Raw genomic sequence first — 25,669 nt, forward strand, 5'->3', positions numbered from 1 at the left:
CATTCGCCGAGTTGCCCTGTTATGAGCCCCGCGCCGCCCCCAATTTTGAATCGGTTATCGGTTGCAGCACGCCTCAAAAGCCGCTCCTGCCGACAGCTAAGTTTGTTTTCATAGCTCAGAAAGACACCGCGCTTTGCTCGGTGTTTTTTTTTGCCCGGTTGGTTTCGGTTGTCATTGCGAGGCCACAGGCCGTGGCAATCCGTCCTGCTCTGAGCGACCAGCCTTTTAATGCGATAACCCCCGATAAAAGCCCCGACACTGCACAGTGCCGGGGCTTTCTGGTAGAAGAGCATGATTGGGTTTGAGAGGATGGATTGCCGCGGCCTAATGACAGGCGCCCTCTGCCTACTTGTGCCCCAGCCAGCTCTCCGGGTTGAGGTTGGCCGAGTTGTGCCATACCTGGAACTGCACTTCGGAAGTGCCTTCCGAATCGGTGGCTACCGTGCCGATGACTTCGCGGGCACTCACGCGTTGGCCTTCGTGCACGTTCACGGAGCGCAGCTTGGCGTACACTGTGAAGAAGTCGCCGTGCTGAATCATCACGATGGTATTCATGCCGGCAATGTTGGCGATGGTGAGCACCTTGCCATCGAAGCAGGAACGCACCTCCTCGCCGGCCGCGGTTTGAATGTCGACACCGCGGTTTTCCACGGTCACGTTTTTCAGCACCGGGTGCGGGTGGCGCCCAAAATGCTGGCTGATGAAGCCCCGGCTCACCGGCCAGGGCAACCGGCCCCGGTTGCCGGAAAAGGACGAGGACGCCAGCGCCGACTCGGGCGTGAGGGCAATGCGCACGGCGCGGCGGTCGGCAGCCGCTTCGGCGGCGGTTTCGGGCGCGTCCGACTCGGGGGCGGCCGTGGCGTTATCGGCGTCGCTGGCGTCTTCGCTGGCGGCGGCTGTTTCGCGGCGCGGGCGGGCGGGTCCGGCCCCACCGGCGGCGTTGCGGGCAGCGGCGGCGCGGCGGGCGTCGCGGGCAGCGGCCAGCGCGGCCTGGCGACGGGTGGCCAGGCGGGCCGCCCGGGCGGCGCGGGCAATTTCTTCGCGCACCCGCTCGGCAATCAGGTTATCGAGGCGGTTCACGGCCTGGCGGCGCTCTTCCAGTTCCTGGCGGAGGCCCTGCTCCTGCTGGCTGAGCTGCTGCACCATCTCATCTTCTTTCGATTTGAGGGAGAGCAGATTTTTATTCTCATTCAACTGGTTGTTCAGCAGACTGCTTTTGCGTTTCTGCTGCTGCGTGAGGCCCGAAAGTTGCTGGTGCAGCCGGTACTGCGTGCCCATGATGCGGGCCGCCTGCCGCTGCCGCTCCTCGGTGTATTGGCGGATATAGCGCAGCCGCAAGGCAAACTGATTAAACGACTCCGAAGCAAACAAAAACATCAGCCGGTTGAAGCCGTTGGCCGTTTTCGAGGCCGTGTAGAGCAGCCGGGCGTATTCGCCTTTCAGTTCGCGCAGGGTTTGCTGGGTTTGCAGTACCTGCGTGGCCGTTTGGTGCACGTTGGTTTCGATGCCGTGCAGCTGCGTCGAAATGCCCTGAATGACCTGCTTTTTCTCGGTCAGCTTTTCCTTAATGACGTTGAGCTGTCCCAGGCTGGCTTTTTTCTTCTCCTGCGTCTGATTCAGGGCCTGGCTGGTGGCCTGAATCTGGCGCAGGTTGTTCTGCCGCTCGCGCTCCAATTGTTCTTTGGTTTTGGGGCGCGCCGGGCGGGTAGTGCGGGATTTGCTGGTGGTCCGGGTTTTGGCTTTAGTCTGCGTGGTTTTAGCCGGCTGCTTTTTCTTGCGCTGCTGGGCGGCGGCCGGCAGGGCCAGCCAGATGCTCAGCAAACACAGCAGCAGGCCGCGGCCGGGCCGCAACGCACGCCATAGCGTTATTATCAGCTTTTCAGCTTGTTCTATCTGTTTACGCTTCACCGGGTACCAGTCAAAAACCACTGCTTATTTCTGGCGCTTGTAGCCCTTGGGCACGGCAAAGGGAAATGCCAGCCGCTCGCGTCCCACGTTCACCTTGCTGTAGTTGATGGCCGCCGTGACAGCCCCCGCCGACGGCTGCTGCGCCTGAATAAAGGCCGAATGCGCGAAAGGCAGGTTGCCGGGCTCTTCCAGGGGCTTGAAATCGGTGTAGTCCACCGTCAGGTTGCGCTGGGTGGCGGCGTCGCTCACCTTAAGCTGTTGCACGCGGCCGGTGCCGGGTTGCAGCAGCCGCTCGATGAGCACGCCGGCCATGGGGTAGCTCACGCGCTGGCGGTTGGCTTCTTCGGTGGCAATGGTAGGCGTAGTGCCGGCGGGCGCGGGCAGGTAGTCGCCCAGCAGCAGGGCCTGCATCTGGGCGAAGCTCACGGGCACGTTCAGCAGCTTGCTCAGGTAGTCGTAGCCACCGGTGAAGTAGGTCTTTTCCAGTTTATTCACCACCCGCACCGAGTCGGGCGTGAGCACGGCGCGCACGCCCTCCACGCCCAGCAGCCCGGCCGTGACCCAGATAATGCTGTCGCGGCGCATGCGCAGCGAAATGTTGGCGCCCTGCTTGTTGCCCTTCATCGTGATTTGGGCCTTGCCTTTGGCATTCAGATACAAAAACGAAGTATTGGTAGCGCGCACCGTGGGCTCGGCCACCGACACCGAAGTGCCGGGTTTGGTCGAAACGGTAGGCGTCGCTTTGCGGGTGCAGCTGCCCACGAGCAGCCCCAGGGCCAGCAGCAAGGTTATTTTATTCATACAGTTTGTGGTCTTTCAATTTGCGCTCCAGCAGGTCGGAGGTGCCGCCGGCTTTGCGGGCGCGCTGCCATTCGGCCACGGCCTTGTCCTTCTCGCCGAGCTGGTACAATACGTCGCCGTAGTGCTCGATGATGGAGCCGTCCTTGGTGGTTTGCATGGCTTTGTCGAGCGTCGCTTTGGCGCCGGCGTAGTCTTTCTGCTTGTAGAGCACCCAGGCGTAGGTGTCGAGGTAGGTATCGTTGTCGGGAAACTGCTTCACCACCTTGCCCGACATCTGCTTGGCCTTGTCGAGCTTCTCGCCGCGCAACGACAGGAAATAGCTGTAGTTGTTGAGCACCTGCACGTTGTTGGGGTCGCTGGTCAGCGCCGCCTCATAGGCCGCGTCCGACTTTTCGTACAGCCGCATTTCGTGGTAGGCATCGCCCAGCTGCGCGTCGAACTGGCCCAGCAGCTCGGGGTTGTTCACTACCAGTTTGCGGCCGTGCTCCAAAGCCTTCACGCCCTTCTGCGGCTGTTTTTTCAGCAAATGCGCCGCGCCGTTGTAAAACCAGAGCGACGCCTGGTTGGGAAATAGCTCCAGCGCCCGGTCGGTGTGGGTTAGCAGCGAATCCGTCTGGTTCAGCTCGGCATCGATGAGCACCACCTGCTGCCAGATTTGAAACTTGGAGTTATCGAGCCGTAGGGCTTTCAGATACGTGTCGCGGGCGTCTTTCTTATGGTCGGTTAGGGTCTGAATGTCGCCGGCCACGGCGTAGGATTTCGCGTCCTTCGGGTAGGTTTTGATGGTTTCGGCCGCCAGGTCGCGCGCCAGCTGGTTGATGGATTCTTTAGGATTCGGCAGCTGCTTGATGTAGCCCACCAGAATGCGCACCCGCTCATCGATGTCCAGCGCCGGACTGGCGAAAGCCAGTTTGAGCTGCTGGGCGGCCTCGTCGGGCTGGCTTTGCTGGCGGTACACCTCGGCCAGAATCATGTGGGCCTGCGGGTTGTCGGGGTCCACGCGCAGGGCCTGCTGGGCCACGCGCAGGGCGTCGGGCAGGCGGTTGTTGCTGGCGTACATCTCGGCCTGGGCCAGCACGTAGCGGCTTTCGGTCGGGTTGGCCTTAATGAGCTTTTCGCCTTCGGCCAGCGCCAAATCCAGCTTGTTCTGCTTCAGAAAAATCTGCTGCTTCTTGAAGGAAATCTCGTCCACTTGCCCAAACTCCTTTTCGGCCTGGTCGAGGGTGCTCAGGGCCTCGGGCAGCTTATTCTGGGCCAGGTACAGGTCAGCCAAATTAAAGAGGTAGCTTCCCGAATTCGGCACCTGCTTGATGAGGGCCGCGTAGGTTTTGGTAGCCCCATCGTATTGCTTCTGGGTAGCCTGAATCTGGGCCAGCAGCAGGTAGTAGTAGGCGTTTTTAGAATCGAGCCGAATCGAGGCTTCCGCGTAATTGGTGGCGTCGCGCAGGTTGCCGCTCAGCAGGTTAGCCTCGGCTATCTTGTAGTTGATGGCCGCGTTGTCGGGGCTCAGCGAATACGCTTTCAGCAACTGCTCCAGGCCCTTGGTGTAGTCTTCCAGCAGCACATACTTCACCCCTTCCACAAACAACGCCTCGCTCATCTCGCGCTCGCGCTCCGTGAGCGGCGGCGCGGCGGCGCGCTTGGCCTTGGCGTCGGCCAGCTTCTTGTCCAGTTCGCGCTGCTCTTTTTCCAGGGCACGCTGCTCCTTGCGGCTCAGCTTGGCCGGCGGCTGGGGAGCGCCATCCGTGGGCTGGGCGTGGCCTACCACCACCATCCCACACCAAAACAACAGGCTTAGAGCAACTTGACGCATATACAACAAAACCGGACCTTGGGCCCGGCTCACGAATTTACAGGAAAACAAAGGGAGTGGGGGAGGATGGGAGATGGGGAGGAGGCTGAAAGGCCGGAAGCCGGGAGGCGCGCCAAAAGGCGCTTTGGCTGGAAACGCCACACGCAGAAAATAATTTCAACGCGCCTCCCTTAAGTTTTCCGCTTCCTATTTCACTGCCTCTCTCTCCACCTTGCTCACTACCCCTCTCCCCTCAAATCACACCCGCAGCTGGTTATAATCGCCGAGGCTCAAATCGTCGGGCGTGCCGGTCACGCCGGCGTAGTTGCCAATCATCGAGTTCGTAATCACCGCATTCAGCACCGAAGCCGACTGCTGCACGATGGAGTTCGACAGGCGCGAGTCGCGCACGTTGGCGTGGTCGCCCAGGCTCACGTGCGGGCCCACCACCGAGTCGGTTACGATGGCGTTTTCGCCGATGTAAACCGGCTCAATCAGCACCGAATTGGTGATTTTGGCCGAGGCCGCCACCAGCGACTCGCCCCGCTCCTTGAGGTACTCCAGGTAGCGCTGGTTGGTGAATACCGTGGCGTCCTTGTTGCCGCAGTCGAGCCACTCAGTCACGCGGCCGGGCACGAACACCGTGCCCTTGTTCTTCATGTTTTCGAGGGCGTTGGTGAGCTGGTACTCGCCCTTGTCTTTGATGTCGTTGTCGAGCAGGTATTGCAGCTCGCTGCGCAGGTACTCGCCGTCCTGGAAATAATAAATGCCGATGATGGCCAGGTCCGACACGAATTCCTGCGGCTTCTCCACAAACTCTGTAATCTGGCCTTCCGCGTTCAGCTTCACCACGCCGAAAGGCTTGGGGTCGTCCACTTTCTGCACCCAAATGGTGCCGGGCACGCTGGAATCGAGCGTGAAATCCGCCTTAAACAGCGTGTCGGCGAAGGCCACCACCACCGGGCCGGTCAGCGACTCTTTGGCGCAGAGAATGGCGTGGGCCGTGCCCAACGGCTCGTCCTGGTACACGATGGTACCCTTGGCGCCCACCGATTCGGCAATTTTCACCAGGTTTTTCTCTACCTCGGCACCGAAGCGGCCGATGATGAAGGCGACTTCGTCCACCGGCTCGCCGCACACTTTGGCAATGTCCTCCACGAGGCGCTGCACAATGGGCTTGCCCGCAATCGGAATCAGGGGTTTGGGAACGGTGAGGGTGTGGGGGCGCATGCGCTTGCCCATGCCGGCCATCGGGACGATGATTTTCATGTGTTTAACGAGTAGTCAGGTGTTGGTAAAGTTCGGTCAGATGCGCAGAATGTCGGCCTTGCCCGCCCGGCAGCCGTTTGGCGGCCCGAAGCTAGGGCCTGTCCGCCAACAACCAATTGCCGGATATTAGCTTTTTCCTGTACTGCCATACCCACCCGTGCCCCGTTGGGTTTCGCTCAGCAATTCCACGGGCTGCCACACAATGGTTTCGTGCCGGGCAACTACCAGTTGGGCAATGCGTTCGCCGTCGTTCACCACAAACGGCTCGTTGGATAAATTCACCAGCAGCACCCGGATTTCGCCCCGGTAATCGGCATCAATCGTTCCCGGGCTGTTCACAATGCCGATGCCGTGCTTCACCGCCAGGCCGCTGCGGGGCCGCACCTGGGCCTCGTATCCCACCGGAATTTCCAGGCTCAGGCCGGTGGGAATGAGCTGCCGCTCCAGCGGTTTCAGCGTGACCGGTCCATCCACGAGGTGCGCCCGTAAATCGAGCCCGGCGGCATGGGGGGTTTGGTATTCGGGCAGTGGGTGGCCCGAGTGGTTGATGACGGGAATAAGCATGAGGCAACACAGAAATAGCGGGCAAAGATAGAAGCCCACCCTATGCACTCGCTAGCGTCAGGCTGGCCATGCCAAAGCCAAATCGATTATGTTTATGCTTCTGCCTTCCTAATAGCGCCCAGCCACTATGCGCACCAACTACTTCTTTGCTTTTAGCCTTACTGGGCTGCTGTTGCCGGCCGTCGCTTTTTCCCAACCTACTGCTCCAGGCCAAACTGGTTTTCAGCCCCGCTTAGGTCTGAAAGTCGGGCCCGCCTTGGCCAGCTATTCACCTGGCGGCCCAGCTATTATAAGCCCGGCCGTCACGGCCATTGGGGGAGTAAGCAAGGCTGATGCTCCAATAGCCCTTTATGGTGGCTTTGGGTGGGAGCAGCACGACAACCCCTTGGGTGGCCGCACCGACTATTTGGTCGTACCGCTCTACCTGCGCTTCCTCAAGCCGGCCTCCGTATTTCATTTATCGGCTGGCGCGGCCTATGCCTGGGCCCTGAACGGGCCTTCCACCCGTCAATCACCCTACAGTACCTATCGGGAGAAGGTATATGAGCGGGAATGGTCTGTTTTTCTGGAAGCCGAATTTGAGTTGCAGCGCCGGACGCGGCACGAATACACCATTGCGCTGTCTTCCCGCTACGCCTTCACCCCCACCCTGACCACGGCCTCGCCCCGGCCCGACCCTATTATAGTATATGGCCGTTTCTTGGCACTCACGTTCAACGCGTACTTCTCGCTGGGAAAGGCCCAGTAAGGGTTAGGCCGCGGCGGCCGTTTGCCGTGGCCGCTCCACCACGTACAGCGCCGCCAGAAATAGCACGGTCAGCCCGGCGTGCCAAGTGTGGCGCGCCCACCAGCCGGCTGGCACTATCCACTGGCCCAGCGCCACCAGCCCCACGGCAAATAGCAGCCACAGCCCCAGCCGCAGCGCCGGGTAGGGCACCGGGAAGTGCCGCTCGCCCAGCCGCCAGCACAGCACGGCCATCATAAAATAGCAGGCCAGCGTGGCCAGGGCCGAACCCATATAGCCCAGCACCGGAATCAGCAGGAAGTTGAGCACGATGGTGAGCACCGCGCCGCCAGCGCCGATGTAGGTGCCGTAGTACGTCTTATCGGTTAGCTTAAACCACACCGACAGGTTGTAGTATACGCCCAGAAACAGGTTGGCCAGCAGCAGTACCGGCACCACGGCCAGCCCCTGCAGGTACTCCGGCCGCTTCAGAAACTGCCCGGCAATGTCTTCCACGTTCAGGCTGATGCCCACGAAAATCACCGCGCAGCACAGCGTGAACCACTTCAAAATAAGCGCAAACGTGGCCGGCGAGTTCTTCTCGGTGCTTTGCGAAAAGAAGAACGGCTCGGCCGCGTAGCGGAACGCCTGAATAACCAGCTGCATAAAAATACTCAGCTTGTAGCAGGCGCCATAGATGCCCACCGCCGTGAGGCTGCTCTGGCCCGGGTAAAAATTATCCGGCAGCCACTTGGGCAGCAGAATGCGGTCCAGCGTCTCGTTCACCATGCCCGCCAGGCCCATCAACATCAACGGGTAAGCATACTGTAGCAGCGGCTTCAGAAAGCTCAGGTTCAGGCGGAAGCGGAAGTCCAGCAGCTCGCGGCCCAGCAGCAACAGCGTGAGGCCGCTAGCTACCAGGTTACTCAGAAACACGTAGCCCACGCCCATGGTGGGGTCGTGCACCCGCGCCACCAGTGGCTGCAGGGCGGGCAGCCACTTGCCGCTCATCACCGCCGGGCACAGCACGATGAAAAACAGGTTCAGCGCCACGTTCACCACAATGCCCGCCAGCTTGATGCCGGCAAACTTGCGCGCCTTGTTTTCCAGCCGCAGCCGCGCAAACGGAATAGCCGACAGCGCATCCAGTCCCAGAATCAGCGCCACCCAATAGGCATATTCCTCGTGCCCCGGCGGAATTTCCAGCAGCCCCAGCAACGGCCGCGCCAGCAGCATCAGCAGCACCGAGAGGGCTACCGTGCTCAGCAGCAGCAAGCTCAGCACCCGGTCGTACAGTTCGCGCCGGTCGGTGCCCGCGCGATTGGCAAAACGGAAATACGTCGTCTCCATCCCGTAGGTGAATACCACGTTCAGAAACGACACGTAGGCATACAGCCCCGTCACCACCCCGTACTCGGCCGGCGCAAATGCCTTGGTGTAGAACGGCACCAGCAGGTAGGTGAGCACCCGGCCCACAATGCTGCTCACGCCATACACGGCCGTTTGAGAGGCCAGTCTTTTCGCTACACTCATTCTTGGTTAATGAAGCTCGTTTGTAGTCAGCTGTCATCCTGAGCGCAGCGAAGGACCTTCTCACCGCTGAACAATTCAGGTTCGAACGTGAGAAGGTCCTTCGTTGCGCTCAGGATGACAGACGTTAGCTATTCAACCCTATTTTATTTACCAGTGAACACCGCCGCCCGCTTCTCCACAAACGCCGTAGTGCCTTCCTTAAAATCCTCACTGTCGAAGGCCCGGCCAAACGCCTCGGCCTCGGCCTTGTAGCCGTCGGCGCCTTTGGCATAGTGCGCGTTCACGCATTCCAACACCATGCCCACGGCCAGCGGCGCCTTGCCCAGGATTTTGCCCAGCAGTTGCTGGCAGAAAGTCAGCAGCTCGGCCTGCGGCACCACGTGGTTCACCAAACCCAGGCGCAGGGCTTCGTCGGCCTTCACCATGTCGGCCGTGAGCAGCAGCTCAATGGCCTTGCCCTTGCCAATGAGCTGGGGCAGGCGCTGCGTGCCGCCGTAGCCTGGCAGCAAGCCCAGGTTCACCTCGGGCTGGCCGAAGCGGGCATTGTCCGAAGCCACGCGCATGTGGCAGGCCATGGCCAGCTCGCACCCACCGCCCAGCGCGAAGCCGTTCACGGCCGCTACCACGGGCTTGGTGCTGTCCTCAATGCGGCAGAAGGCCTCCTGGCCCAGCTCCGAGGCGCGGGCCGCCTGCGCAGGCGTAAGGGCCGCCAGCTCGGCAATGTCGGCCCCGGCCACGAAGGCCTTGTCGCCGCTTCCGGTCAGAATGATGCCGCGCACGGCCGCATCGTTCAGCGCCTGCTGCACGGCCGCGTCGATGTCGGCGATGGTGGCCGCGTTCAGCGCGTTGAGCTTGCTGGGGCGGTTGATGGTGAGGGTGAGGATGCCGCTGGCGGCGTCAAGGTCGTAAAGCAGGTTTTCGAACGAAGCAGACATAACGAAAAGAAGGTGGGTTTGACTTAGCCCCGCCAAAGATAGCGCCCCGGGCCGCTGGGGCTGGTCGGGCCAGCACCGGGGTTGAACGCCGTTTCGCCCCAGCCGACCGAAATCAACCGCCTGGTACCACCGGGAACACCCACCTTTGCTACGGTAATGCTGCTATGTATTTGTTCCTAAATAAGTAGCTTTAGCGCAAACTCTTCTTTCACCCTTCAATCCCGACTGCTATGGGCTTCGTCTCCGAATTCAAAGAATTTATCTCCAAGGGCAACGTGCTCGACCTCGCGGTCGGCGTCATCATCGGCAGCGCGTTTGGCAAAATCGTGACCTCGCTCACCGACGACATCATCATGCCCGTGCTGAGCGTCTTCACCAGCGGCATCAACTTCAACGAGAAGTTCTTCACCCTCGACGGCAAGCACTACGACACCCTTAAAGCCGCCCAGGATGCCAAAGCCGCCACCATCGCCTACGGCAACTTCATCAACGCCGTCATTTATTTCCTCATCATTGCCTTCGTTATCTTTTGGGTTGTAAAAGGCGCCAACAGCATCAAGAAGAAGCCCGTGGAAGTAGCCGCCGTGCCCGCCACCCCGCCGCCACCCACCACCGACCAGCAGCTGCTCATGGAAATCCGCGACGCCCTGCGCACCGGCCGCGCCTAAAAAAAGGAGCGTATCCGTTCACCCAGAAAAAACCGCTGTCCACCGTGCTGTGGGCAGCGGTTTTATATTTTTAGCTCAAGTTTAGGTTTTAAAACCGGACAGTAATTTGCCGATTCAAAATAAGTTACGAACTTAGGCCCGACTTATGGCCGAATGTGCAAAATTGCATCATTCAGTGAACCACCCCTCGCTTCCAACCGTTAAGTCGCATCTTCCCCCCACCCACTTCCTTTCACCCCATATGAAATTCTTCTTTGCTGCCGCGCTGCTCAGCGGGCTAAGTTTCGGTGCGACCTCTGTCGCTCACGCCCAAACCGGGCCCGCTTTCCCCACCGCCGGCCAAGGCAGCAGCGAAGCCAACGCCCGCAGCACCTCGGGCACCAACGCCATGGAACTGGCCCGCAACCAGCGCCGCGCCGCTATGACGCCCGAAGAAATCAAGCGCGACCAGCAGCTCGAACTCCTCGAAGCCCGCACCGGCAACACCAGCTTCGGCCGCAACGGCAGTCCCGAGCGCCAGTTCGATTCTAACCGTAGCGGCGGCGGCTTCATGGTGAAGAAATTCAAAGCCAAACCCGGCAAGCCCGGCTACATGGAGCAGAAGCGCGGCCAAAGCCACGCCATCGGCGGCGCCAACCCTGCTGGCAAGCCGCTGGTGCACAAGCACAAGAGCAAGCATAAATTCCTGTTTTTCTAAAACACGAATCTGTTAGAAACAAAAGCCCCGGCTGCATCCTGCAGTCGGGGCTTTTGTTTATTATCCATTACTGTGCTGCCTTGGGTTTGCAACAATATTTACTTGTCAATTGATGATTCTTCGTGAAGCAATTGACCCAAAACAAAGCCCCGACTGCGCAATGCAGTCGGGGCTTTTTCACCTTTGCAGGTTGCGCTTGCCTTACAGCGTACGCTTGATTTCCTTTTCTTCGAAGCCTTCGATGTTGTCACCTTCCACCAGCTCGTTGAAGCCTTTGATGGAGATACCGCATTCGTAGCCCTGGCGCACTTCGCTCACGTCGTCTTTGAAACGCTTGAGGTCCTGAATGTCGCCGGTGTACATCACGATGCCGTCGCGCACCACCCGCACCTTGGTTTTGCGGGTCATGGTGCCTTCAGTCATCATACAGCCGGCAATAGTGCCCACTTTGGTGATGTTGAACACCTGGCGAACTTCGGCGTTGGCCACCACCACTTCCTGCACCGTCGGGGCCAGCATGCCTTCCATGGCATCCTTCACCTCGTTGATGGCGTTGTAAATGATGGAGTACAGACGGATATCAATCTGCTCGTTCTCCGCCAATTTGCGCGCGCTCTGCGAGGGCCGCACCTGGAAGCCGATGATGATGGCATCAGAAGCCGAAGCCAGCAACACGTCGCTTTCCGAGATAGCGCCCACCCCTTTCGAGAGAATGTTCACCTTCACTTCCGGCGTGCTCAACTTGAGCAAGGAGTCAGCAAGTGCTTCCACCGAGCCGTCCACGTCGCCCTTCACCAAGATGTTGAGTTCCTTAAACGAACCGATGGCCAAGCGGCGACCGATTTCGTCCAGCGTGATGTGCTTCTTGGTCCGGATGGTTTGCTCCCGGGCCAGCTGCAGACGCTGGGTCGCAATTTCGCGGGCTTCGCGCTCCGTCTCCATTACTTGGATGCGGTCGCCGGCCTGCGGGGCGCCGGTCAGACCGAGCACCTGCACCGGCGTAGCGGGCGGCGCGGTCTTCATTTTCTTGCCGCGGTGGTCGGTCATGGCCTTCACGCGGCCAAAGTGCGGGCCAGCGAGGATAATGTCGCCCACGTTCAGCGTACCGGTTTGCACCAGCACGGTGGTCACGTAGCCACGGCCTTTGTCCAGCGAAGCTTCGATAACAGTGCCGATGGCGCCGCGGTCGGGATTCGCTTTCAGGTCGAGCAATTCGGCCTCCAGCAGCACCTTTTCCAGCAGGTCTTCGATACCAACGCCCGATTTGGCCGAAACCTCCTGGCTCTGGTATTTGCCACCCCATTCTTCCACCAGAATGTTAATCTGAGAAAGCTCCTCGCGGATTTTCTCGGGGTTGGCCGTCGGCTTGTCAATCTTATTGAGGGCGATGATAATCGGTACCCCGGCAGCCTGCGCGTGGTTGATGGCTTCCTTGGTCTGCGGCATTACCGAGTCATCGGCAGCTACCACGATAATGGCGATGTCCGTCACCTTGGCACCACGGGCACGCATGGCCGTAAAGGCTTCGTGACCAGGCGTATCAAGGAAGGTAATGGGCTGGCCCGATTTGGTACGCACTTCATAAGCACCAATGTGCTGCGTGATGCCGCCGGCTTCGCCCTTGGCCACACTCGCGTCGCGGATGTAGTCAAGCAGCGAGGTTTTGCCGTGGTCGACGTGGCCCATGATGGTGACGATGGGGGCACGGGGCTTGAGGTCTTCCTCAGCATCGCCGGCATCCACATCAATCTCTTCTTCTTCAGCCGATAGGAATTCCACGTCAAAGCCGAATTCGTCGGCAATCACGGTAATGGCTTCGGCATCAAGGCGCTGGTTGATGGACACGAACATGCCCATGCCCAAGCACACCTTGATAACTTCATTCACGTTCACGTCCATCAGCGAAGCCAGGTCATTGGCCGAGATGAATTCGGTGAGCTTGAGGGTCTTGGCGTCGAGTTCGTTCTGTGCGCGCAGGGCTTCGCGGTCCTCCGCCAGCATGCTGCGCTTGTCGCGACGATACTTGGCGCGGTTGGCCTGGCCGGTGGCTTTGTTGCCGCCGAGCTTGGCCAGCGTGGCCTTAATCTGCTCCTGAATCTGCTTTTCAGCCTGTTCCGGCGTGAGAGCAGGTGCATTCGGCTTCGGAGCCGACTGGCCGGGGCGGTTGCCTTGGCCACCCTGACCGGGACGATTGCCCTGACCGGGGCCGCCGGGGCGGTTGCCCTGGTAGCCGCCACCACCCTGGCCACCGGCCGGACGGTTGCCCTGGTAGCCGGGGCTGGGCGGCGACGTGGTGCTGCCGGGAGGGCCGGGCAAGCGCGTACGCTTCTTCTGGCCGGGGCCAGCGGGCAGGCCGCGCTTGCTCACATCCGACGAAGCAATGGGGCGGGGGCCACGGCCACCCGGCCCGCGCCGGTCGTTATTGAGCGACGACAAGTCGATTTTGCCGAGCACCGTGAGGCCCTTCAGCGTATCCGACTTGGCGACGATGGTGCTGGTATCTTCCGGCGCCGCAGCTTCAGGAGCGGCGGGAGCAGATGGAGTAACAGTAGCAACCGGGGTAGCCGGCGTGGCTGCCACAGGAGCGGCCGGAGCAGGCGTAGGTGCCGGAGCGGCGGGCTGGGGAGCCGGCGTCGGTTCGGCTTTGGCTATGGGCTGGGCGGCTACGGGAGCAGCCGGAGTTTCCAATTTGGCCGGGGCGGGCGCTTCTACTTTGGGAGCTGCTGGCGCGGGAGTGGGCGTCGGCGCGGGAGCGGGCATCGGAGCTACCGGGGCAGCGGCGGCCGGAGCCGGGGCAGCAGCGGGCGCGGCCGGACGGGGCGGCACCACGCGGCCACGGCTGTCCAACTCGATTTTACCCAGCACTTTGAGGCCGGGCGCCGAGGGGGTTTCAGCGGCGGGCGTGGGAGCCGGAGCGGCAACCACGGGCGCAGCCGGCGCGGGGGCCGGAGCAGCCGCAACGGGCGCTGCAGCTACCGGAGCCGCTGGAGCAGCCGGCTTGGGCGCAGGGGCCGGAGCAGCCTGCACGGGGCGCGGAGCCGGGGCAGCGGGCTTGGGGGCCGCTTCAAGGTCGCTCTGACGCTTCGCCTGGATGACCTTCTGGGCCTCCTGACGGTCGTGAGCTGAGGCTGCAAATTCCTTTTCAAGCGAGGCCACTTGCTCACCGGTGAGCTTCGTGGTCGGCTTGTTTTCTACTTGTATGCCTTTCTTGGCCAGGGCCTCGACCACCCTGTCCATTCCAATGTTCAGGTCTTTGGCCGCCTGTTGTAGCCGTTTCGGGGTTGCTTCCGCCATTCTATCTGTTACTCGCGTACGATACGCTTCTAAGTGCAAAGGTATTACATTAAATCTTGCCAGCAGGGCGCAAACCGCACCTACTGGCGCGATTTGTTACCCTTGCCGTACCGGCCGCGGGGCCGTCATTGGGCTGGCTCGGCGGGAGAGCCTTCGCCCGCTTCCTCAGTCGTGGTGTTGTTTTCGGTGTCCAGCACCGAATGTTCGGCCGCCGTGGCGGTGGCCGAAGCGTGCGTTACGGCCGCTTCTTCGGTAGCCGAATCGTCCGTTTTGCCGGCGGCAACGCGGTTTTTGGCGGCTTCCAGGGAGCTTTCGTCCAGGTCTTCGTCGTCGGCAAATTCCTGACGGATGATGCGGTACACATCGTCCACCATTTCTTCTTCGAGCTCCGTGCGGCGCACGATGTCGTCTTTCTTCACCGCCAATACGGCGCGACCGGTGTCCAGACCGATTTTTTTCAACTCGGCCAACACCCAGGGCTCGATTTCGTCCTGGAACTCGTCCAGCGAAATGTCTTCTTCGTAGTCTATGGCTTCACGGAAGACGTCGATTTCCATGCCCACCAAGCGGCTGGCCAGCTTGATGTTGGCGCCGCCGCGGCCGATGGCCAGGCTCACCTGGTCGGGCTTCATGAAGACGGAAACCCGGCCGTTTTCCTGGTTTATCTTCATAGAACCCACCTTGGCCGGCGATAGTGCCCGCGCAATATAGAGTTCCAGGTTATCGGTGTAGTTGATGATGTCGATGTTCTCGTTTTCGAGCTCGCGCACCACCGGGTGGATGCGGCTGCCCTTCATGCCCACGCAGGCGCCCACCGGGTCGATGCGCTCGTCGTAGCTCTCCACGGCCACTTTGGCGCGCTCGCCGGGCTCGCGCACCACGTTTTTGATGGTGATGAGGCCGTCGTAAATTTCGGGCACTTCCAGCTCAAACAACCGCTCCAGGAAAGCTGGGGCGGCGCGGGAGAGGATGATTTTCGGCGTGCCGTTAATGACTTCCACGCGGTGCACTACGGCGCGCACGGTGTCGCCCTTGCGGAAACGGTCCTTGGGGATTTGCTCGCCCTTGGGCATCACCAGCTCGTTGTCGTCCTTGTCCATAATGAGGGCCTCGCGGCTCCACACCTGGTAGACTTCACCGGTGACGATTTCGCCTACCTGGTCCTTGTATTTCTGGTACAGGTTGTCGCGCTCCAGGTCTTTCACGCGCTGAATCAGCGTTTGGCGGGCCATGAGCACGGCGCGGCGGCCGAAATCCTCCAGCTTCACGCCTTCGGCTACGGATTCGCCGACCTCAAAGTCGGGCTCGATTTTTTGGGCTTCGGCCAGCGGAATTTTGTCGTGGTCCCAGATATCCTCCGAGTTGTCGTCCACGATTTCGCGGTTGCGCCAGATTTCGAGGTCGCCGTTATCGGGGTTGATGATGACGTCGAAGTTTTCGTCCTGGTCGTACTTCTTCCGAATCATGGTACGAAACACGTCGTCCAAGATGCTCATCATCGTGGGCCGGTCGATGTTTTTGCTCCGGGCAAATTCGCCGAAGGATTCAATGAGTTCGTGGCTGTTCATAGAGGCAGAACTGTATTTATTTGAAAGAGATAACAACCTTGGCTTCCTTAATGTCCCCGAAGGAATAAAAAGCGGCGGGCAGGGTGGTTTTCTTGGTTTTTTGCTTGATGACTTCCTCGATTTCGACGCCTTCGGGAGTGGCGGCAGTGAGGATGCCGGTTTTCTCGGTGCCGTCGGCCAGCTTCAGGGCCAGGGAGCGGCCGATGTGGCGCGGGTACTGGCGCGGGTCGGTGAGGGGCTGGTCGGCGCCGGGGCTGGTGACTTCCAAGGAGTAGGCCGATTCTTCGCCGTAGTGCTCGTCGATGCGGCGGCCCAGGCGGCGGCTGATGGTGGCGCACGACTGGATGGCGAGGCCCTGGGGGCCGTCGAGCGTCACGGTGACCTTGGGCAGCACCGAATCGGAGACGGTGAGGCTCACGATGAACAGCTCCTCGTCGCCGATGGCGTCGTGGAGCATTTCCAGCAGCAGGTTGCGGTCGAAGTGCATAGAGTTTGAAACAAGCGGGCAAAAAAAGAGGGGACTGCGCGTCCCCTCTTTATCAGATTGAATACCAACTTCGGGGCAAAGGTACGATAATAAGCCGCCGAATGCAAGACGGGCTTAGTGGCGCACTTCCAGCCAGCCCTTCACGGTTTGGCGGCGCTCGCCTTCGAAACGGTAATAGTAGACGCCATCGGGCAGGCCGGCGGCGTTCCAGTCGTTGCGGTACTGGGCGGCGTGGTACACTTCCTGGCCCCAGCGGGAATACACGCGCAGGGTAGGCAGTTCGCAAAACTGGCGCTGAATGAAGAACTCATTTAGTTGGTCGCCGTTGGGCGTGAAGATGTTGGGCAACGGCTGGGGCTCGCCTACAACCACCGGCGGCAACGTGATGGTGCGGGGACAGCCGCCGGCGTAATCGATGCGCAGCACCGGCACGAAGGTGCCCGCCGTGATGTAGGTATGCGACTCAATGGCCGGACGCTGGAAATAGCCGCTGACTTCGCCATCACCAAAATCCCAGGAATAGCGGGCCACATAGTCGTTAGGCAAAGCGGGCAGTTTGAGCGTGAAAGGCGGAAAACCAGCTATATCGGGGCGCAACGGGCAGGAGGGTGGTGGTTGGTCGAGGACCGGAGCATCCGGCACCAGCAGAATGCGCACGGCGCGCTGGCTTTTGCAACCATCGGCGCTGTTGAAGCTGTAGGTGGCCACAGCGTAAGTGGCACCGCCGCTGGTTGATATCTGGGCCGGGTTGAACAGGCCCGTGGTACTCACTCCATAGCCGGCCCAGGTACCCCCGGCCGGCGACGCCCGAAGCTGGAAGGCGCGGAAAGGCTTGCCGCACAAAGTAGTATCGGCGCTCACCACCAACGGCTGACCCAGCACCCTGACATTGATTGAGCCGCTGCCGCACCGGCCGTCGACGTTGAAGGAGTAGGTGATGGTATAGGTACCGGGACCGACCATATAGGGCCTGAAATAGCCCTGGCTAACGCCGGGACCCGAAAATTCGCCCCCGGCGGGCCGGGCTTGCAGCAGGATGCTGCTCAGGGTGCCGGGCGCCGCCACGCAAAACGGCCCGATGGGGTCGATGATGGCGACCTCGGGAGCTATTAGATTAATGGCCAGCCTGGTGGATGCGCAACTACTGCCCGCTGGTGGGGTGTACGTCAGCGTATTGGTGCCGAGCAGGGCCGGCGTGGGCACAAACTGAAACCCGCCGCCCGGCGCAGGCGCCACGCCGGGGCCAGTCCACACGCCGCCGGCCGGGTTTCCGCCCAATGGCAGGGGGCCGGCCCCCACGCACAGCTGCCGGGTGCTGGTGCCTGCCACCGGGGCTACGGCAATTTTCAGGGAAGCATCGTTGCAGTTGCTAGCCGGGGCGGTGCTGGAATAATAGTAGGCCAGCAGAGGGATGACAAAGGAATTGCGGCTGGTCTGGCAATGAGCGCAAATGGCCTGATATAAGGCCCCATCGGGCCCAAAACGGCTGATGCCGTGGGTGTGGTCGCCGGTGTAGCAGGCGCCGAAATCGAGGGTGCGGCCGCGGGCGCTGAGCTGGGCAACGTAAGTCGACTCGTAGGGCCGGGCGCCTGTAGTGAGCGGCAACCCCTGGGTGAAGCCAACGGCGGCCAGGTAGATGGCGCCGCAGTCATCAACCCGAAAGGCGCTTAGGGTAAGGTCGTTGAATGTATGCAAAGCCCCCAGGCTGGTGGTGAAAAGGCTGGTACCTAAATCGGCCGAGAACTGCTGCACGAAGATGCCGCCATCGCCCAGGCTGCCCGGGGTGGTGGGCAGCTGGCCGTTGCTAAGGCCGGCGATGTAGATGGTGGACGCGGCATCGGCCTGGATGAATTCGGCCGCGTCGGCGTCGGCGGTGCCGGTGCGGCAGAGGTAGCGCAGGGCCTGACCGTCGGAAGTGAGGGCGGCCACAAAGCCGTCGGCCCCGCCTTTGTTGGCGGGCTGGAAGGCGCCCGCAGTGATGGGCAGGTCGGCGCTGGTGCTGCTGCCGGCCACGTACACCAGCCCATTGGGAGCTAGGGTGAGGCCAAAAGCCGCATCGGCCGACCGGCCACCGACGAATGCGCTCCATTGCAACGTCTGCAAATCCGGCGACAGCCGGCACACCACGGCATCGGTGGCGCCGCCGCGGTAGGTGGTTTGGAAGGCATTCAGGCCCGGGAAATCAGCGCTGGCCGTGCTGGTGGCCACGTACACATTGCCTTGGCCATCGACCTGCACATCGCCCCGCCAGGCGGCGAAGCCTAGCTGCGGCAGAGCCGTGGTATTGGCATTGCCCGTGGTACTGGAGCCCGCAAACGGCAAGCCGTCGGTGCCGGAACCGCCCAGGTAGGTGCTGCCCACCAGGCGCCGGCCGTCGGCGCTGAGGCGGGTTACGAACAAATCGGCCCCTTCGGGGTAGGCTATTCCGTACTCCGGGATGACGGGAGGGCCGCCCTTGAAGCGACGAAGCGAAAAGAAGGAATGCGGAAAATTGGCCGAGCCAGTGGTACCCAACACCACCAGCTCGCCAGCGCCATCTACGGCCAGGCGGTGGGGCACGTCGGTGCCGCCGCCGCCCAGGTAGGTGGCGTAGACGCGGGCCGCGGGGCCAAACTGCCGGGGGTCGTACTTAATAATGGCGACATCGATGGAGCCGTTGAAGCTGGGGTCGAAAGCGCCAGGGCTGGTGGGGTAGCCCTGGGCGAAGACCGTTCCGGCCGAGTAGAGGTTGCCCTGGGCATCGTAGGTGGCGGTGTGGCCCCAGTTGTCGGCCGTGGAGCCGGTGAAGGTGGCGAAGACCACCACCGGGTCGATGACCAGCGGGCGCCGGGCGTCGTACGGGCCCAGGGCAAACGTGACGGTGCTGCCCGCCAGCGCAAACGCGCAGGCCACCGGCTGGTGGCGGCCGGCGGCATCGACCTGCCAGGCGCGGGGCGCCTGCTCCGTGACCTGGCCCACGCGGGTACTCACCACCAGGTTGCCGGCGGCGTCGAGGCGCAGGCCGTCGGTGCCTTCGTACTGCAGCGCAATGGCGGCGGGACGGCCTTCGGGCTGCACCGTGAAAGTGTATTCGAGCTGCTGAGAAGCGTTTTCGTAAACGCGCAGGCCGATGCCCGGATACACGGCGGCGTACTGCACGGCGCGGAAACTGGGCACATCGCGCGCCCAGCGGGCCGAGTCGTTGCCGCAGAAGTAGTTGCGCCGCTCGGCGGTTTGCTGTTCGCCGACCGGGCCGCCGGGCAGGGCGCCCAGCAGCCGCACCCGGTAGGCGTGGCCTTGCGGCCGGGCGGCGGTGTCGGAAGCGGCGGCGTGGTGCCGGCGGGGGGTGAGGAGGGCGTAGGTGAAGCCGTTGTTTTCGATGAACAGCTGCCCGGCGGCCAGAGGCGCGGCAAACCGCACTGCCGCCGGCCACTGGCCTTTGTTCTGAATAAATTCGGCCGTGGCCGGTGGCGTTGGGGCGGGCGAAACCCGCCCGACGGCCATTCCCACGCACCCGAGCCACAGCAGCAGCGTAATCGTTTTAATCATAGCCAGAACCGATGTGAGCGTGAGGGCGCAAGTACCGGGACCAGCTACAGGCACGCAAGTCGACTTTGCAGCTTTTCAGACTTTGCCGGAATTGAAATTCATGCTGAAAACCGGCCTTACAGGCTTGCTGACAATCTTTTTAGCAGACTTTTCATTGTGGCTGTCGCACGCGGTGGCTTATGGTTCGTGAGCTTAGCCATGTCCTTTTCAATTTGGCGGCCCAAAACCTGCGCCAGCTGCCGCGGTTGCTGAGGGCGCGGCCCGTAGCTTGCTGTCGATTTTCATTCCCATCCCCATTTTGTTTAACTCCATGAAAACCAAAATCCTGTTCCGCCACCTTGCTCTGGGCTTGGCCACGGCCCTCACCACCAGCGCGGCTTACGCCCAGGCTACTCCGGCCGCGCCCGCCATGCCGGCAGCGCCAGCAAAGGAAAAACCCAGCCCGGCCGCCACGGCCACCGGCAAAATCGGCAGCACCGACGTGACGGTGAAATACAGCAGCCCGGGCGTGAAGGGCCGCAAAATTTTCGGCGGGCTGGAGCAATACGGCAAAGTGTGGCGCGCCGGGGCCAACGAGGCAACCACCGTGGAATTCAGCAAAGACGTGAAGGTGGAAGGCAAGGCCTTGCCGGCCGGCAAGTACGGCTTCTTTGTGATTCCGGCCGAGAGCGGGCAGTGGACGGTCATCTTCAACAAAGTGCCTAACCAGTGGGGTGCCTTCAAATACGACGAGAAGCAGGACGCCCTGCGCGTGATGGTGACGCCCCGCAAGAGCGCCAGCCTGACCGAGCGGCTGGTGTACGAAGTGAAATCGCCGGGGCTGGTGCTGCGCTGGGAAAACGTGGAAGTGCCGGTGGCTATTAAATAAGTACCTGAATAACTATAGCGTGGACTCTGTGAGTCCACGCATGGCGCGCTCCATACGCGGACTCGCAGCGTCCACGCTACATACTTTTGCGCCAATCCCAACCTGACATCTCATGGAATACAAGCTCACCCAATACAGCCACGGCGCGGGCTGCGGCTGCAAAATCGCGCCGGCCGTGCTCGACCAGATGCTGCACACCAGCATCGCGCAGCCCCAACACCCCAAGCTGATGGTGGGCAATGCCAGCCGTGACGACGCGGCCGTGTACGACATCGGCGGCGGGCAGGCAGTGATTTCGACCACCGACTTCTTTATGCCCATCGTGGATGATGCGTATGATTTCGGGCGCATTGCCTCGGCCAATGCCATTTCCGACGTGTATGCCATGGGCGGGCGGCCGCTGCTGGCCATTGCCGTGCTGGGCTGGCCCGTGGATAAGCTGCCGCCCGAGGTAGCGCGCCGCGTGCTGGAAGGCGCCCGTAGCATCTGCGCCGAGGCGGGCATTCCGCTGGCCGGCGGCCACAGCATCGATTCGCCGGAGCCCATTTTTGGGCTGGCCGTGACGGGCATGGTCGACATTAAAGACCTGAAGCAGAACGACACGGCCACGGCCGGCTCAGAGCTGTTTCTCACCAAGCCGCTAGGCGTGGGCATCATGACCACGGCGCAGAAAAAGGGCATTCTGCGCGATGAAGACGCCGCCCTGGCGCCGGCTCAGATGATGCAGCTCAATAAGATTGGAGCCGAGCTGAGCAAGCTCTCCGCCGTGACGGCCCTGACCGATGTGACCGGCTTTGGCCTGCTGGGCCACCTGGCCGAAGTGTGCGAAGGCAGCCACCTGACGGCCGAAATCGACTTTACGAAAGTTCCGCGCATTGCTGCCGCCGAAAGTTACCTGAAGCAGGGCAGCGTGCCCGGCGGCACCGGCCGCAACTGGGCCAGCTATGGTCATAAAATCGGTAAGGTGACGGACGAGCAGCGCGCCTGGCTCTGCGACCCGCAGACCTCGGGCGGCCTGCTGGTGTGCGTGGCGCCGGGCGGCCGGGCGGCGGCACTGGAAGTATTTGAAAAGCACGGGCTGGCGCTGGAAAGCTTTGGGCACTTGCGCGAGCACGCGGAGGGCGAGGCCTGGGTGCAGGTGAGCGCCTAACGCCGGTTTCGCTGGATGAAGACTTCCCTTTTCCGCCCGCTGCTGGAAGTGGCTGTGGTGCTATTCGTGGTGCTGGGCGCGGCGCGCTGGCTGAGCGGGCTGTTTTCGAAGCGCACCCAGGTGTACCGGGCCACGGCGGCGCGGCAGCTGCGGCTGCTGTTCTGGCCGCTGCTGGCGCTGGGCGCGGGCCTGAGTGTGCTGCCCACCCTGGCTTTGGGCGACGAGCCGGCCAGCGCTTTTGAGTGGGCCCTCACGGGCGGCTTCCTGCTCTTCACGCTGCTGCTGAGTGGCCCGGCGCTGCTGCTGCACCTGCGCTACTGGACGCTGAACCACGAAACCACGCTGGTTTTTCAGCCCAATGAAAATCGCTTCGAAGTGTACGAAGCCGGCCAGCGCCTACCCTTTGCCCGGCGCGACCTGGCCCGCATCGAGCGGGTGACGTGCCGGGCGCGCCGCACCTTCTGGTCGAAATACGATTACCTGCGCCTGCACCTGGTGGATGGCCGCGTCATCGTCCTCACCTCGCTGCTCACGGAGCTGGAGCCGCTGGCGGCCTTTCTGCGGAGCGTGCCCACGGAGCGGCGCGCGGCAGCGTGGTGCTGGGTGTAGAGGCTGGCAATCTATAATCGACTGTCATCCTGAGCACAGCGAAGGACCTTATCACGCCAAAACGTTTTGCAGTAAACCAATCGATGCAGACGTGATAAGGTCCTTCGCTGCGCTCAGGATGACAGTTTTGCCCTATGTTCCCTCTACTTCCGCCTATACAAGCCCGGCGTGCTGGTGGGCTCATACGGCCCAAACACGCCGGGCAGCAACTGCTTGAGGCGCAGCACGTGCCGGCCCTGGTCGAGCAGGTAGGCGGGTGGGTTTTCGCCCATTTTCTGCGCCACGCGCACCACGGCGGCGTACTCGTTGAGGTGGCCGAAATCGGCTTGCGAGAGCGACCAATCGAGGTAGGGCGTGGCGGGATGGTTGTGGAAATAGGCGCGGTCGTCGGGGCCGAGGATGAGCAGTGTTTGGTCGTGCAGGGCGGCGTAGCGTGGGTCGGGCGCGAGGCCGAAGCGGCTTTCGGCGGGCATGTGCAGCAGGCTTTCGAGGCGGGGCACGTGGGCCCGATAGCGCAGCACCACTGCCGCGTTGATGATGAGCAGCAGCAGAAGCTCCTGTAGCAGCGGCCGGGGGCTGCGCTGCCACAAAAACAAGCTGAAATACGCCAGCGGCGACAGCAGCAGCACCAGCACGCCCGGCGCCGTGCCGCGCTCCACGGCGGCCGTGGCAATGGCCACCACCAGCCACACCAGCATCAGCTGCCGGAACTTGGCCTGAAACACCAAGCCCAGCGACGTACCCAGCGAGCGCAACAGCGCCAGCACCAGCACCACGCCCGGCACAATGAGCAGGCGCAGCTGCAAGCCCGCCGGCAAGCCACTGGCAATCAAATCAGTCAGGCCCGGCTGCAGATGAAACTGCACAAACCCCGGCAGTGCCCCGATGTAGAAAAAGAACGTGGCCACCAGCGCGTATGGGAAGAAAAATCCGCACAGCAGCAGCAACGAGCTCCGAAAGGAATTTGCCGCAAAAATGACCACCGCAAACAAGCCTACTATCAGGAACAAGGCCAGCGGCAGGTAGCACAATGCCCCCAGCCCAATCAGAAAACCGGCCCGAAACAGGCGGCGGTTGTCGTAGCCCTCGCGCGAGGTGGGAAGGAGTGCGCTCAGGGCAAACACCACGAACGTATTGCCCAGCAGTAGCGGCGACAGCGCGTCCAAATCGGTGCTGACGCTTCCCAGCAGCAGGTAGGTGAGGGCGGCCACGTAGCCGCGCTCGGGGTGCACGTCGTAGCGGTTGAACACGAGGTTGAGCCGCAGCGCCTGCACCAGCAGCAGCCCCAGCGCCACCACCCGATAGAGCCACACCGGCCGGGCCAGCACCGCATCGAGCCCGCCGAAGAAGGCGGCGGCCAGTGGCGCGGTGCCATCGTAAAGGTCGCGGTATGGCATGGCGCCGCCGTGCAGGCGCTCGCCCACCAGCAGGGCGCGCAGCTCGGCGGCCGTCACGGGCAGGCCGGCCCACAGCAGCGGCAGGCGCAGGGCCAGCACCAGTATCAGCAGCGCCAAGAGCTGGGCGGGCAGGGAGCTTTTGAAAAAGCGGAGCAATGGAAGAAGCGCGAAGTTCGGACTGCAAAGCTAGCGCGGGGGCAGCGCGCACTTTCTTTTCGCGTCCTTGCACTGCCAAGCCGTTGTTCCGCGGCGCGAACTGGAATTTCGCGCTACTACCGCGCTAGTCGGCGCGCCAAGGCCGGTGGGCGTCGAAGAGCAAAAAGCCCAGGTTGAGAATGACCTGGCTGGTGGCCTGGTGGTAGTCGTAGGTCTGGCCGGCGTAGGTGAAGCGCTGCGTGTAGGGCGTGAGGCTGTGTTCGTAGCGGGCGTTCAGGTCGAAGCGCCAGATTTTCATACCGATGCCGGCCTGGGCCAGCAGCTGCACCGGCCGCACGCTGCGGTAGAGGCTTTGCACCAGCGGCACGTACACCTCGCCCCCGGTTTCGGGGCCGTAGGTTTCGCGCAGGTTGTAGGCCAGTACCGGGCCGGCCAGCAGGTAGCCCCGGCGGCCCAGGCGCAGCCCCGCCAGCGCCGCCACCTCGAACCGCTGCAGGCGCGGCGTGAAGATGACTAGGTTAGGCCACGGCGCCGTCGGCTGGCTATAGTAAGCAATTCCATACGCCTGCCCCAGCACCGAGCTATAGGCCACTTCGGGCTGCACAAACAGCCGCCCCACGCCCAGCCCCACCCGCGCGTAGGCGCTGAAGCGGTTGCCGGTGTCGTCGAGCCGCGAGCCGTCGATGTCCGTCTGCAGCTGAAACTGGGCCACGTCGAGGCGCGTCTGGCGGGCCAGCGTCTGGCCCATGCTGAAGCTGGCCGCTACGCCCGCCTCCTGCAGCCGCTGGGCAGCGGCCCCGGCCGAAGCACCCAGCAACACCAGTAGCAGCAGCGCTGCCCGGCGGGCCAGAGCATTCAGACTATTCGTTAAATAAGAGAGAGAAGAATTGTTCATGTTATTTATAAAGCATTGAAATCAATGAAAAGGAAGCCCATAGCCCTAGCGGCCAATGGCCAACCCGATGCGTAGCAGGCCTGTGAGCCGGAGGTGGAGGCCACCGGGCGAGGGCTCGGTTGGCACGGGCTGGTCGGTGAGGTGGAAGGGCAGCGCCAGCGCCGCATCGATGGAGCCGTAGCGGCCCAGGCGGCGCTGCAGGCCGTACACCAGCGCCGCATCGAGGCGCACCACGCGCCCGCCGTAGTCGTAGCCGAAAAAGGGCGTTTCCTGCGCCTGCCGGCCCACGCTGCTGCCCAGGGCCAGCGACAGGTAATTGGCCGAGAAGTTACTGGCGCTTTTGCCCTTCCGAATGCGGCGGTTGAGGTTGTAGTAATAGCGCCCGGCCAGTTGCGAGCGCAGGGCAAAGCTGTTGGTCAGGCGCTGCGTCGGCATCTCCCGAAACCGGATGAAGTCGGGGCTCACCTCCCCCATCACCGACCACGCCGTGCCCACTTTGCGCTCGTAGCCGAGGTGCACACCGGCGCGCAGGTAGTCCAGCCCCAGGCTGCCGGCCGTGGTGGTAAAGTTGTTGAGGCCCAGCTTCCAGAGGCGCTGCTCCTCTATTTGCAGGCGCGCGATGCGGCTGTAGGTGGCCTGCAGCGAACCTTCGGCGGGCAGCGGCTCGCGGGTGGTTTCCTCGCTGTAGCTGATGCGCGACGAATCGGGCGGGGCCGTTTGCGCGGCGACGGGCCGCATCATTCCGCTAAGGCCCAGCACGAAGGCTGCAAACTGAAGAGGTTTAACGTTTTTAAAAACCGACATGACTAATGAAATGAGGCAGTAA

General features: G+C 62.2%; 19 protein-coding genes and 1 pseudogene. 6 read left to right on the plus strand and 14 right to left on the minus strand.

Annotated elements, in window-relative coordinates; genetic code table 11:
* Positions 1-345 precede the first annotated feature (345 nt).
* The 5 genes from Q5H92_RS15985 to dut all read right to left on the minus strand — a co-directional run bounded on the left by Q5H92_RS15985 (position 346) and on the right by dut (position 6,334).
* Positions 346-1,908: a murein hydrolase activator EnvC family protein gene (locus Q5H92_RS15985; RefSeq protein WP_305012548.1), complete on the minus strand. Its 1,563-nt coding sequence runs from the start codon at positions 1,906-1,908 to the stop codon at positions 346-348.
* Between the two features lie 24 nt (positions 1,909-1,932).
* Positions 1,933-2,709, minus strand: coding sequence for a lipoprotein insertase outer membrane protein LolB1 (gene lolB1, locus Q5H92_RS15990; RefSeq protein ID WP_305012549.1), 777 nt, complete (start codon positions 2,707-2,709; stop codon positions 1,933-1,935).
* Positions 2,702-4,522, minus strand: a complete 1,821-nt coding sequence (locus Q5H92_RS15995) for a tetratricopeptide repeat protein (RefSeq protein WP_305012550.1) — start codon at positions 4,520-4,522, stop codon at positions 2,702-2,704. Before Q5H92_RS15995 ends, lolB1 begins: the two co-directional genes overlap by 8 nt.
* Before the next feature lie 237 nt (positions 4,523-4,759).
* Positions 4,760-5,770, minus strand: coding sequence for a sugar phosphate nucleotidyltransferase (locus tag Q5H92_RS16000; protein ID WP_305012551.1), 1,011 nt, complete (start codon positions 5,768-5,770; stop codon positions 4,760-4,762).
* Positions 5,771-5,896: 126 nt separating this feature from the next.
* Positions 5,897-6,334 (minus strand): dUTP diphosphatase, encoded by a 438-nt coding sequence (gene dut / locus Q5H92_RS16005; protein ID WP_305012552.1) that lies wholly within the window; start codon positions 6,332-6,334, stop codon positions 5,897-5,899.
* A gap of 256 nt (positions 6,335-6,590) precedes the next feature.
* Here dut and Q5H92_RS16010 point away from each other — a divergent pair, with 256 nt between their 5' ends.
* Positions 6,591-7,082, plus strand: coding sequence for a hypothetical protein (locus Q5H92_RS16010; RefSeq protein WP_305012553.1), 492 nt, complete (start codon positions 6,591-6,593; stop codon positions 7,080-7,082).
* A 3-nt stretch (positions 7,083-7,085) separates the two neighbouring features.
* On the opposite strand, the gene Q5H92_RS16015 is transcribed toward Q5H92_RS16010, so the two are convergent.
* Both Q5H92_RS16015 and Q5H92_RS16020 read right to left on the minus strand, forming a co-directional pair.
* A complete protein-coding gene (locus tag Q5H92_RS16015; RefSeq protein ID WP_305012554.1) occupies positions 7,086-8,591 on the minus strand; it encodes an oligosaccharide flippase family protein in 1,506 nt (501 codons plus the stop codon).
* Between the two features lie 143 nt (positions 8,592-8,734).
* The gene (locus tag Q5H92_RS16020) at positions 8,735-9,526 is read right to left on the minus strand and encodes an enoyl-CoA hydratase/isomerase family protein (RefSeq protein WP_305012555.1); all 792 of its coding nucleotides are present in this window, start codon (positions 9,524-9,526) and stop codon (positions 8,735-8,737) included.
* Positions 9,527-9,756: 230 nt separating this feature from the next.
* Here Q5H92_RS16020 and mscL point away from each other — a divergent pair, with 230 nt between their 5' ends.
* Complete coding sequence (gene mscL / locus Q5H92_RS16025; protein ID WP_305012556.1) at positions 9,757-10,194, plus strand: large conductance mechanosensitive channel protein MscL; 438 nt, start codon at positions 9,757-9,759, stop codon at positions 10,192-10,194.
* Positions 10,195-10,435: 241 nt separating this feature from the next.
* Complete coding sequence (locus Q5H92_RS16030; RefSeq protein ID WP_305012557.1) at positions 10,436-10,891, plus strand: hypothetical protein; 456 nt, start codon at positions 10,436-10,438, stop codon at positions 10,889-10,891.
* A gap of 201 nt (positions 10,892-11,092) precedes the next feature.
* Here Q5H92_RS16030 and infB read toward each other — a convergent pair whose 3' ends face one another.
* The 4 genes and pseudogenes from infB to Q5H92_RS16050 all read right to left on the minus strand — a co-directional run bounded on the left by infB (position 11,093) and on the right by Q5H92_RS16050 (position 19,768).
* Positions 11,093-14,185 carry a translation initiation factor IF-2 gene (gene infB / locus Q5H92_RS16035; protein WP_305012558.1) on the minus strand — a complete coding sequence of 1,031 codons (3,093 nt, stop codon included), beginning with the start codon at positions 14,183-14,185 and terminating at the stop codon, positions 11,093-11,095.
* 335 nt (positions 14,186-14,520) lie between these two features.
* Positions 14,521-15,753: pseudogene (gene nusA, locus Q5H92_RS16040) on the minus strand (transcription termination factor NusA); the annotation flags it as partial.
* A 16-nt stretch (positions 15,754-15,769) separates the two neighbouring features.
* Positions 15,770-16,240, minus strand: coding sequence for an LSm family protein (locus Q5H92_RS16045; protein ID WP_305012559.1), 471 nt, complete (start codon positions 16,238-16,240; stop codon positions 15,770-15,772).
* A gap of 114 nt (positions 16,241-16,354) precedes the next feature.
* The gene (locus tag Q5H92_RS16050) at positions 16,355-19,768 is read right to left on the minus strand and encodes a DUF7948 domain-containing protein (protein WP_305012560.1); all 3,414 of its coding nucleotides are present in this window, start codon (positions 19,766-19,768) and stop codon (positions 16,355-16,357) included.
* 310 nt (positions 19,769-20,078) lie between these two features.
* Between Q5H92_RS16050 and Q5H92_RS16055 the strand changes: the two genes are divergently transcribed.
* From Q5H92_RS16055 to Q5H92_RS16065, 3 genes are all read left to right on the plus strand, one after another.
* A complete protein-coding gene (locus Q5H92_RS16055) occupies positions 20,079-20,636 on the plus strand; it encodes a DUF2911 domain-containing protein (protein ID WP_305012561.1) in 558 nt (185 codons plus the stop codon).
* Positions 20,637-20,748: 112 nt separating this feature from the next.
* A complete protein-coding gene (selD, locus tag Q5H92_RS16060) occupies positions 20,749-21,786 on the plus strand; it encodes a selenide, water dikinase SelD (protein ID WP_305012562.1) in 1,038 nt (345 codons plus the stop codon).
* A gap of 15 nt (positions 21,787-21,801) precedes the next feature.
* Entirely contained in the window at positions 21,802-22,395 is a 594-nt protein-coding gene (locus Q5H92_RS16065) for a PH domain-containing protein (RefSeq protein ID WP_305012563.1), read from the plus strand.
* Between the two features lie 143 nt (positions 22,396-22,538).
* On the opposite strand, the gene Q5H92_RS16070 is transcribed toward Q5H92_RS16065, so the two are convergent.
* The 3 genes from Q5H92_RS16070 to Q5H92_RS16080 all read right to left on the minus strand — a co-directional run bounded on the left by Q5H92_RS16070 (position 22,539) and on the right by Q5H92_RS16080 (position 25,647).
* Positions 22,539-23,948, minus strand: coding sequence for a hypothetical protein (locus tag Q5H92_RS16070; protein ID WP_305012564.1), 1,410 nt, complete (start codon positions 23,946-23,948; stop codon positions 22,539-22,541).
* A 124-nt stretch (positions 23,949-24,072) separates the two neighbouring features.
* Positions 24,073-24,843: a porin family protein gene (locus Q5H92_RS16075; protein WP_305012565.1), complete on the minus strand. Its 771-nt coding sequence runs from the start codon at positions 24,841-24,843 to the stop codon at positions 24,073-24,075.
* Between the two features lie 45 nt (positions 24,844-24,888).
* The gene (locus Q5H92_RS16080; RefSeq protein WP_305012566.1) at positions 24,889-25,647 is read right to left on the minus strand and encodes a hypothetical protein; all 759 of its coding nucleotides are present in this window, start codon (positions 25,645-25,647) and stop codon (positions 24,889-24,891) included.
* Positions 25,648-25,669 lie beyond the last annotated feature (22 nt).

The organism is Hymenobacter mellowenesis, assembly GCF_030581005.1.
In the GTDB taxonomy this organism is placed as follows: domain Bacteria; phylum Bacteroidota; class Bacteroidia; order Cytophagales; family Hymenobacteraceae; genus Hymenobacter; species Hymenobacter mellowenesis.

What these genes read in the sequence shown, in the direction of transcription:
- lolB1 (WP_305012549.1), bottom strand. Translation starts at nt 2,709, where the DNA reads ATGAATAAAATAACCTTGCTGCTGGCCCTGGGGCTGCTCGTGGGCAGC.
- Q5H92_RS15995 (WP_305012550.1), bottom strand. Translation starts at nt 4,522, where the DNA reads ATGCGTCAAGTTGCTCTAAGCCTGTTGTTTTGGTGTGGGATGGTGGTG.
- Q5H92_RS16000 (WP_305012551.1), bottom strand. Translation starts at nt 5,770, where the DNA reads ATGAAAATCATCGTCCCGATGGCCGGCATGGGCAAGCGCATGCGCCCC.
- dut (WP_305012552.1), bottom strand. Translation starts at nt 6,334, where the DNA reads ATGCTTATTCCCGTCATCAACCACTCGGGCCACCCACTGCCCGAATAC.
- Q5H92_RS16015 (WP_305012554.1), bottom strand. Translation starts at nt 8,591, where the DNA reads ATGAGTGTAGCGAAAAGACTGGCCTCTCAAACGGCCGTGTATGGCGTG.
- Q5H92_RS16020 (WP_305012555.1), bottom strand. Translation starts at nt 9,526, where the DNA reads ATGTCTGCTTCGTTCGAAAACCTGCTTTACGACCTTGACGCCGCCAGC.
- mscL (WP_305012556.1), top strand. Translation starts at nt 9,757, where the DNA reads ATGGGCTTCGTCTCCGAATTCAAAGAATTTATCTCCAAGGGCAACGTG.
- Q5H92_RS16030 (WP_305012557.1), top strand. Translation starts at nt 10,436, where the DNA reads ATGAAATTCTTCTTTGCTGCCGCGCTGCTCAGCGGGCTAAGTTTCGGT.
- infB (WP_305012558.1), bottom strand. Translation starts at nt 14,185, where the DNA reads ATGGCGGAAGCAACCCCGAAACGGCTACAACAGGCGGCCAAAGACCTG.
- Q5H92_RS16045 (WP_305012559.1), bottom strand. Translation starts at nt 16,240, where the DNA reads ATGCACTTCGACCGCAACCTGCTGCTGGAAATGCTCCACGACGCCATC.
- Q5H92_RS16050 (WP_305012560.1), bottom strand. Translation starts at nt 19,768, where the DNA reads ATGATTAAAACGATTACGCTGCTGCTGTGGCTCGGGTGCGTGGGAATG.
- Q5H92_RS16055 (WP_305012561.1), top strand. Translation starts at nt 20,079, where the DNA reads ATGAAAACCAAAATCCTGTTCCGCCACCTTGCTCTGGGCTTGGCCACG.
- selD (WP_305012562.1), top strand. Translation starts at nt 20,749, where the DNA reads ATGGAATACAAGCTCACCCAATACAGCCACGGCGCGGGCTGCGGCTGC.
- Q5H92_RS16065 (WP_305012563.1), top strand. Translation starts at nt 21,802, where the DNA reads ATGAAGACTTCCCTTTTCCGCCCGCTGCTGGAAGTGGCTGTGGTGCTA.
- Q5H92_RS16075 (WP_305012565.1), bottom strand. Translation starts at nt 24,843, where the DNA reads ATGAACAATTCTTCTCTCTCTTATTTAACGAATAGTCTGAATGCTCTG.
- Q5H92_RS16080 (WP_305012566.1), bottom strand. Translation starts at nt 25,647, where the DNA reads ATGTCGGTTTTTAAAAACGTTAAACCTCTTCAGTTTGCAGCCTTCGTG.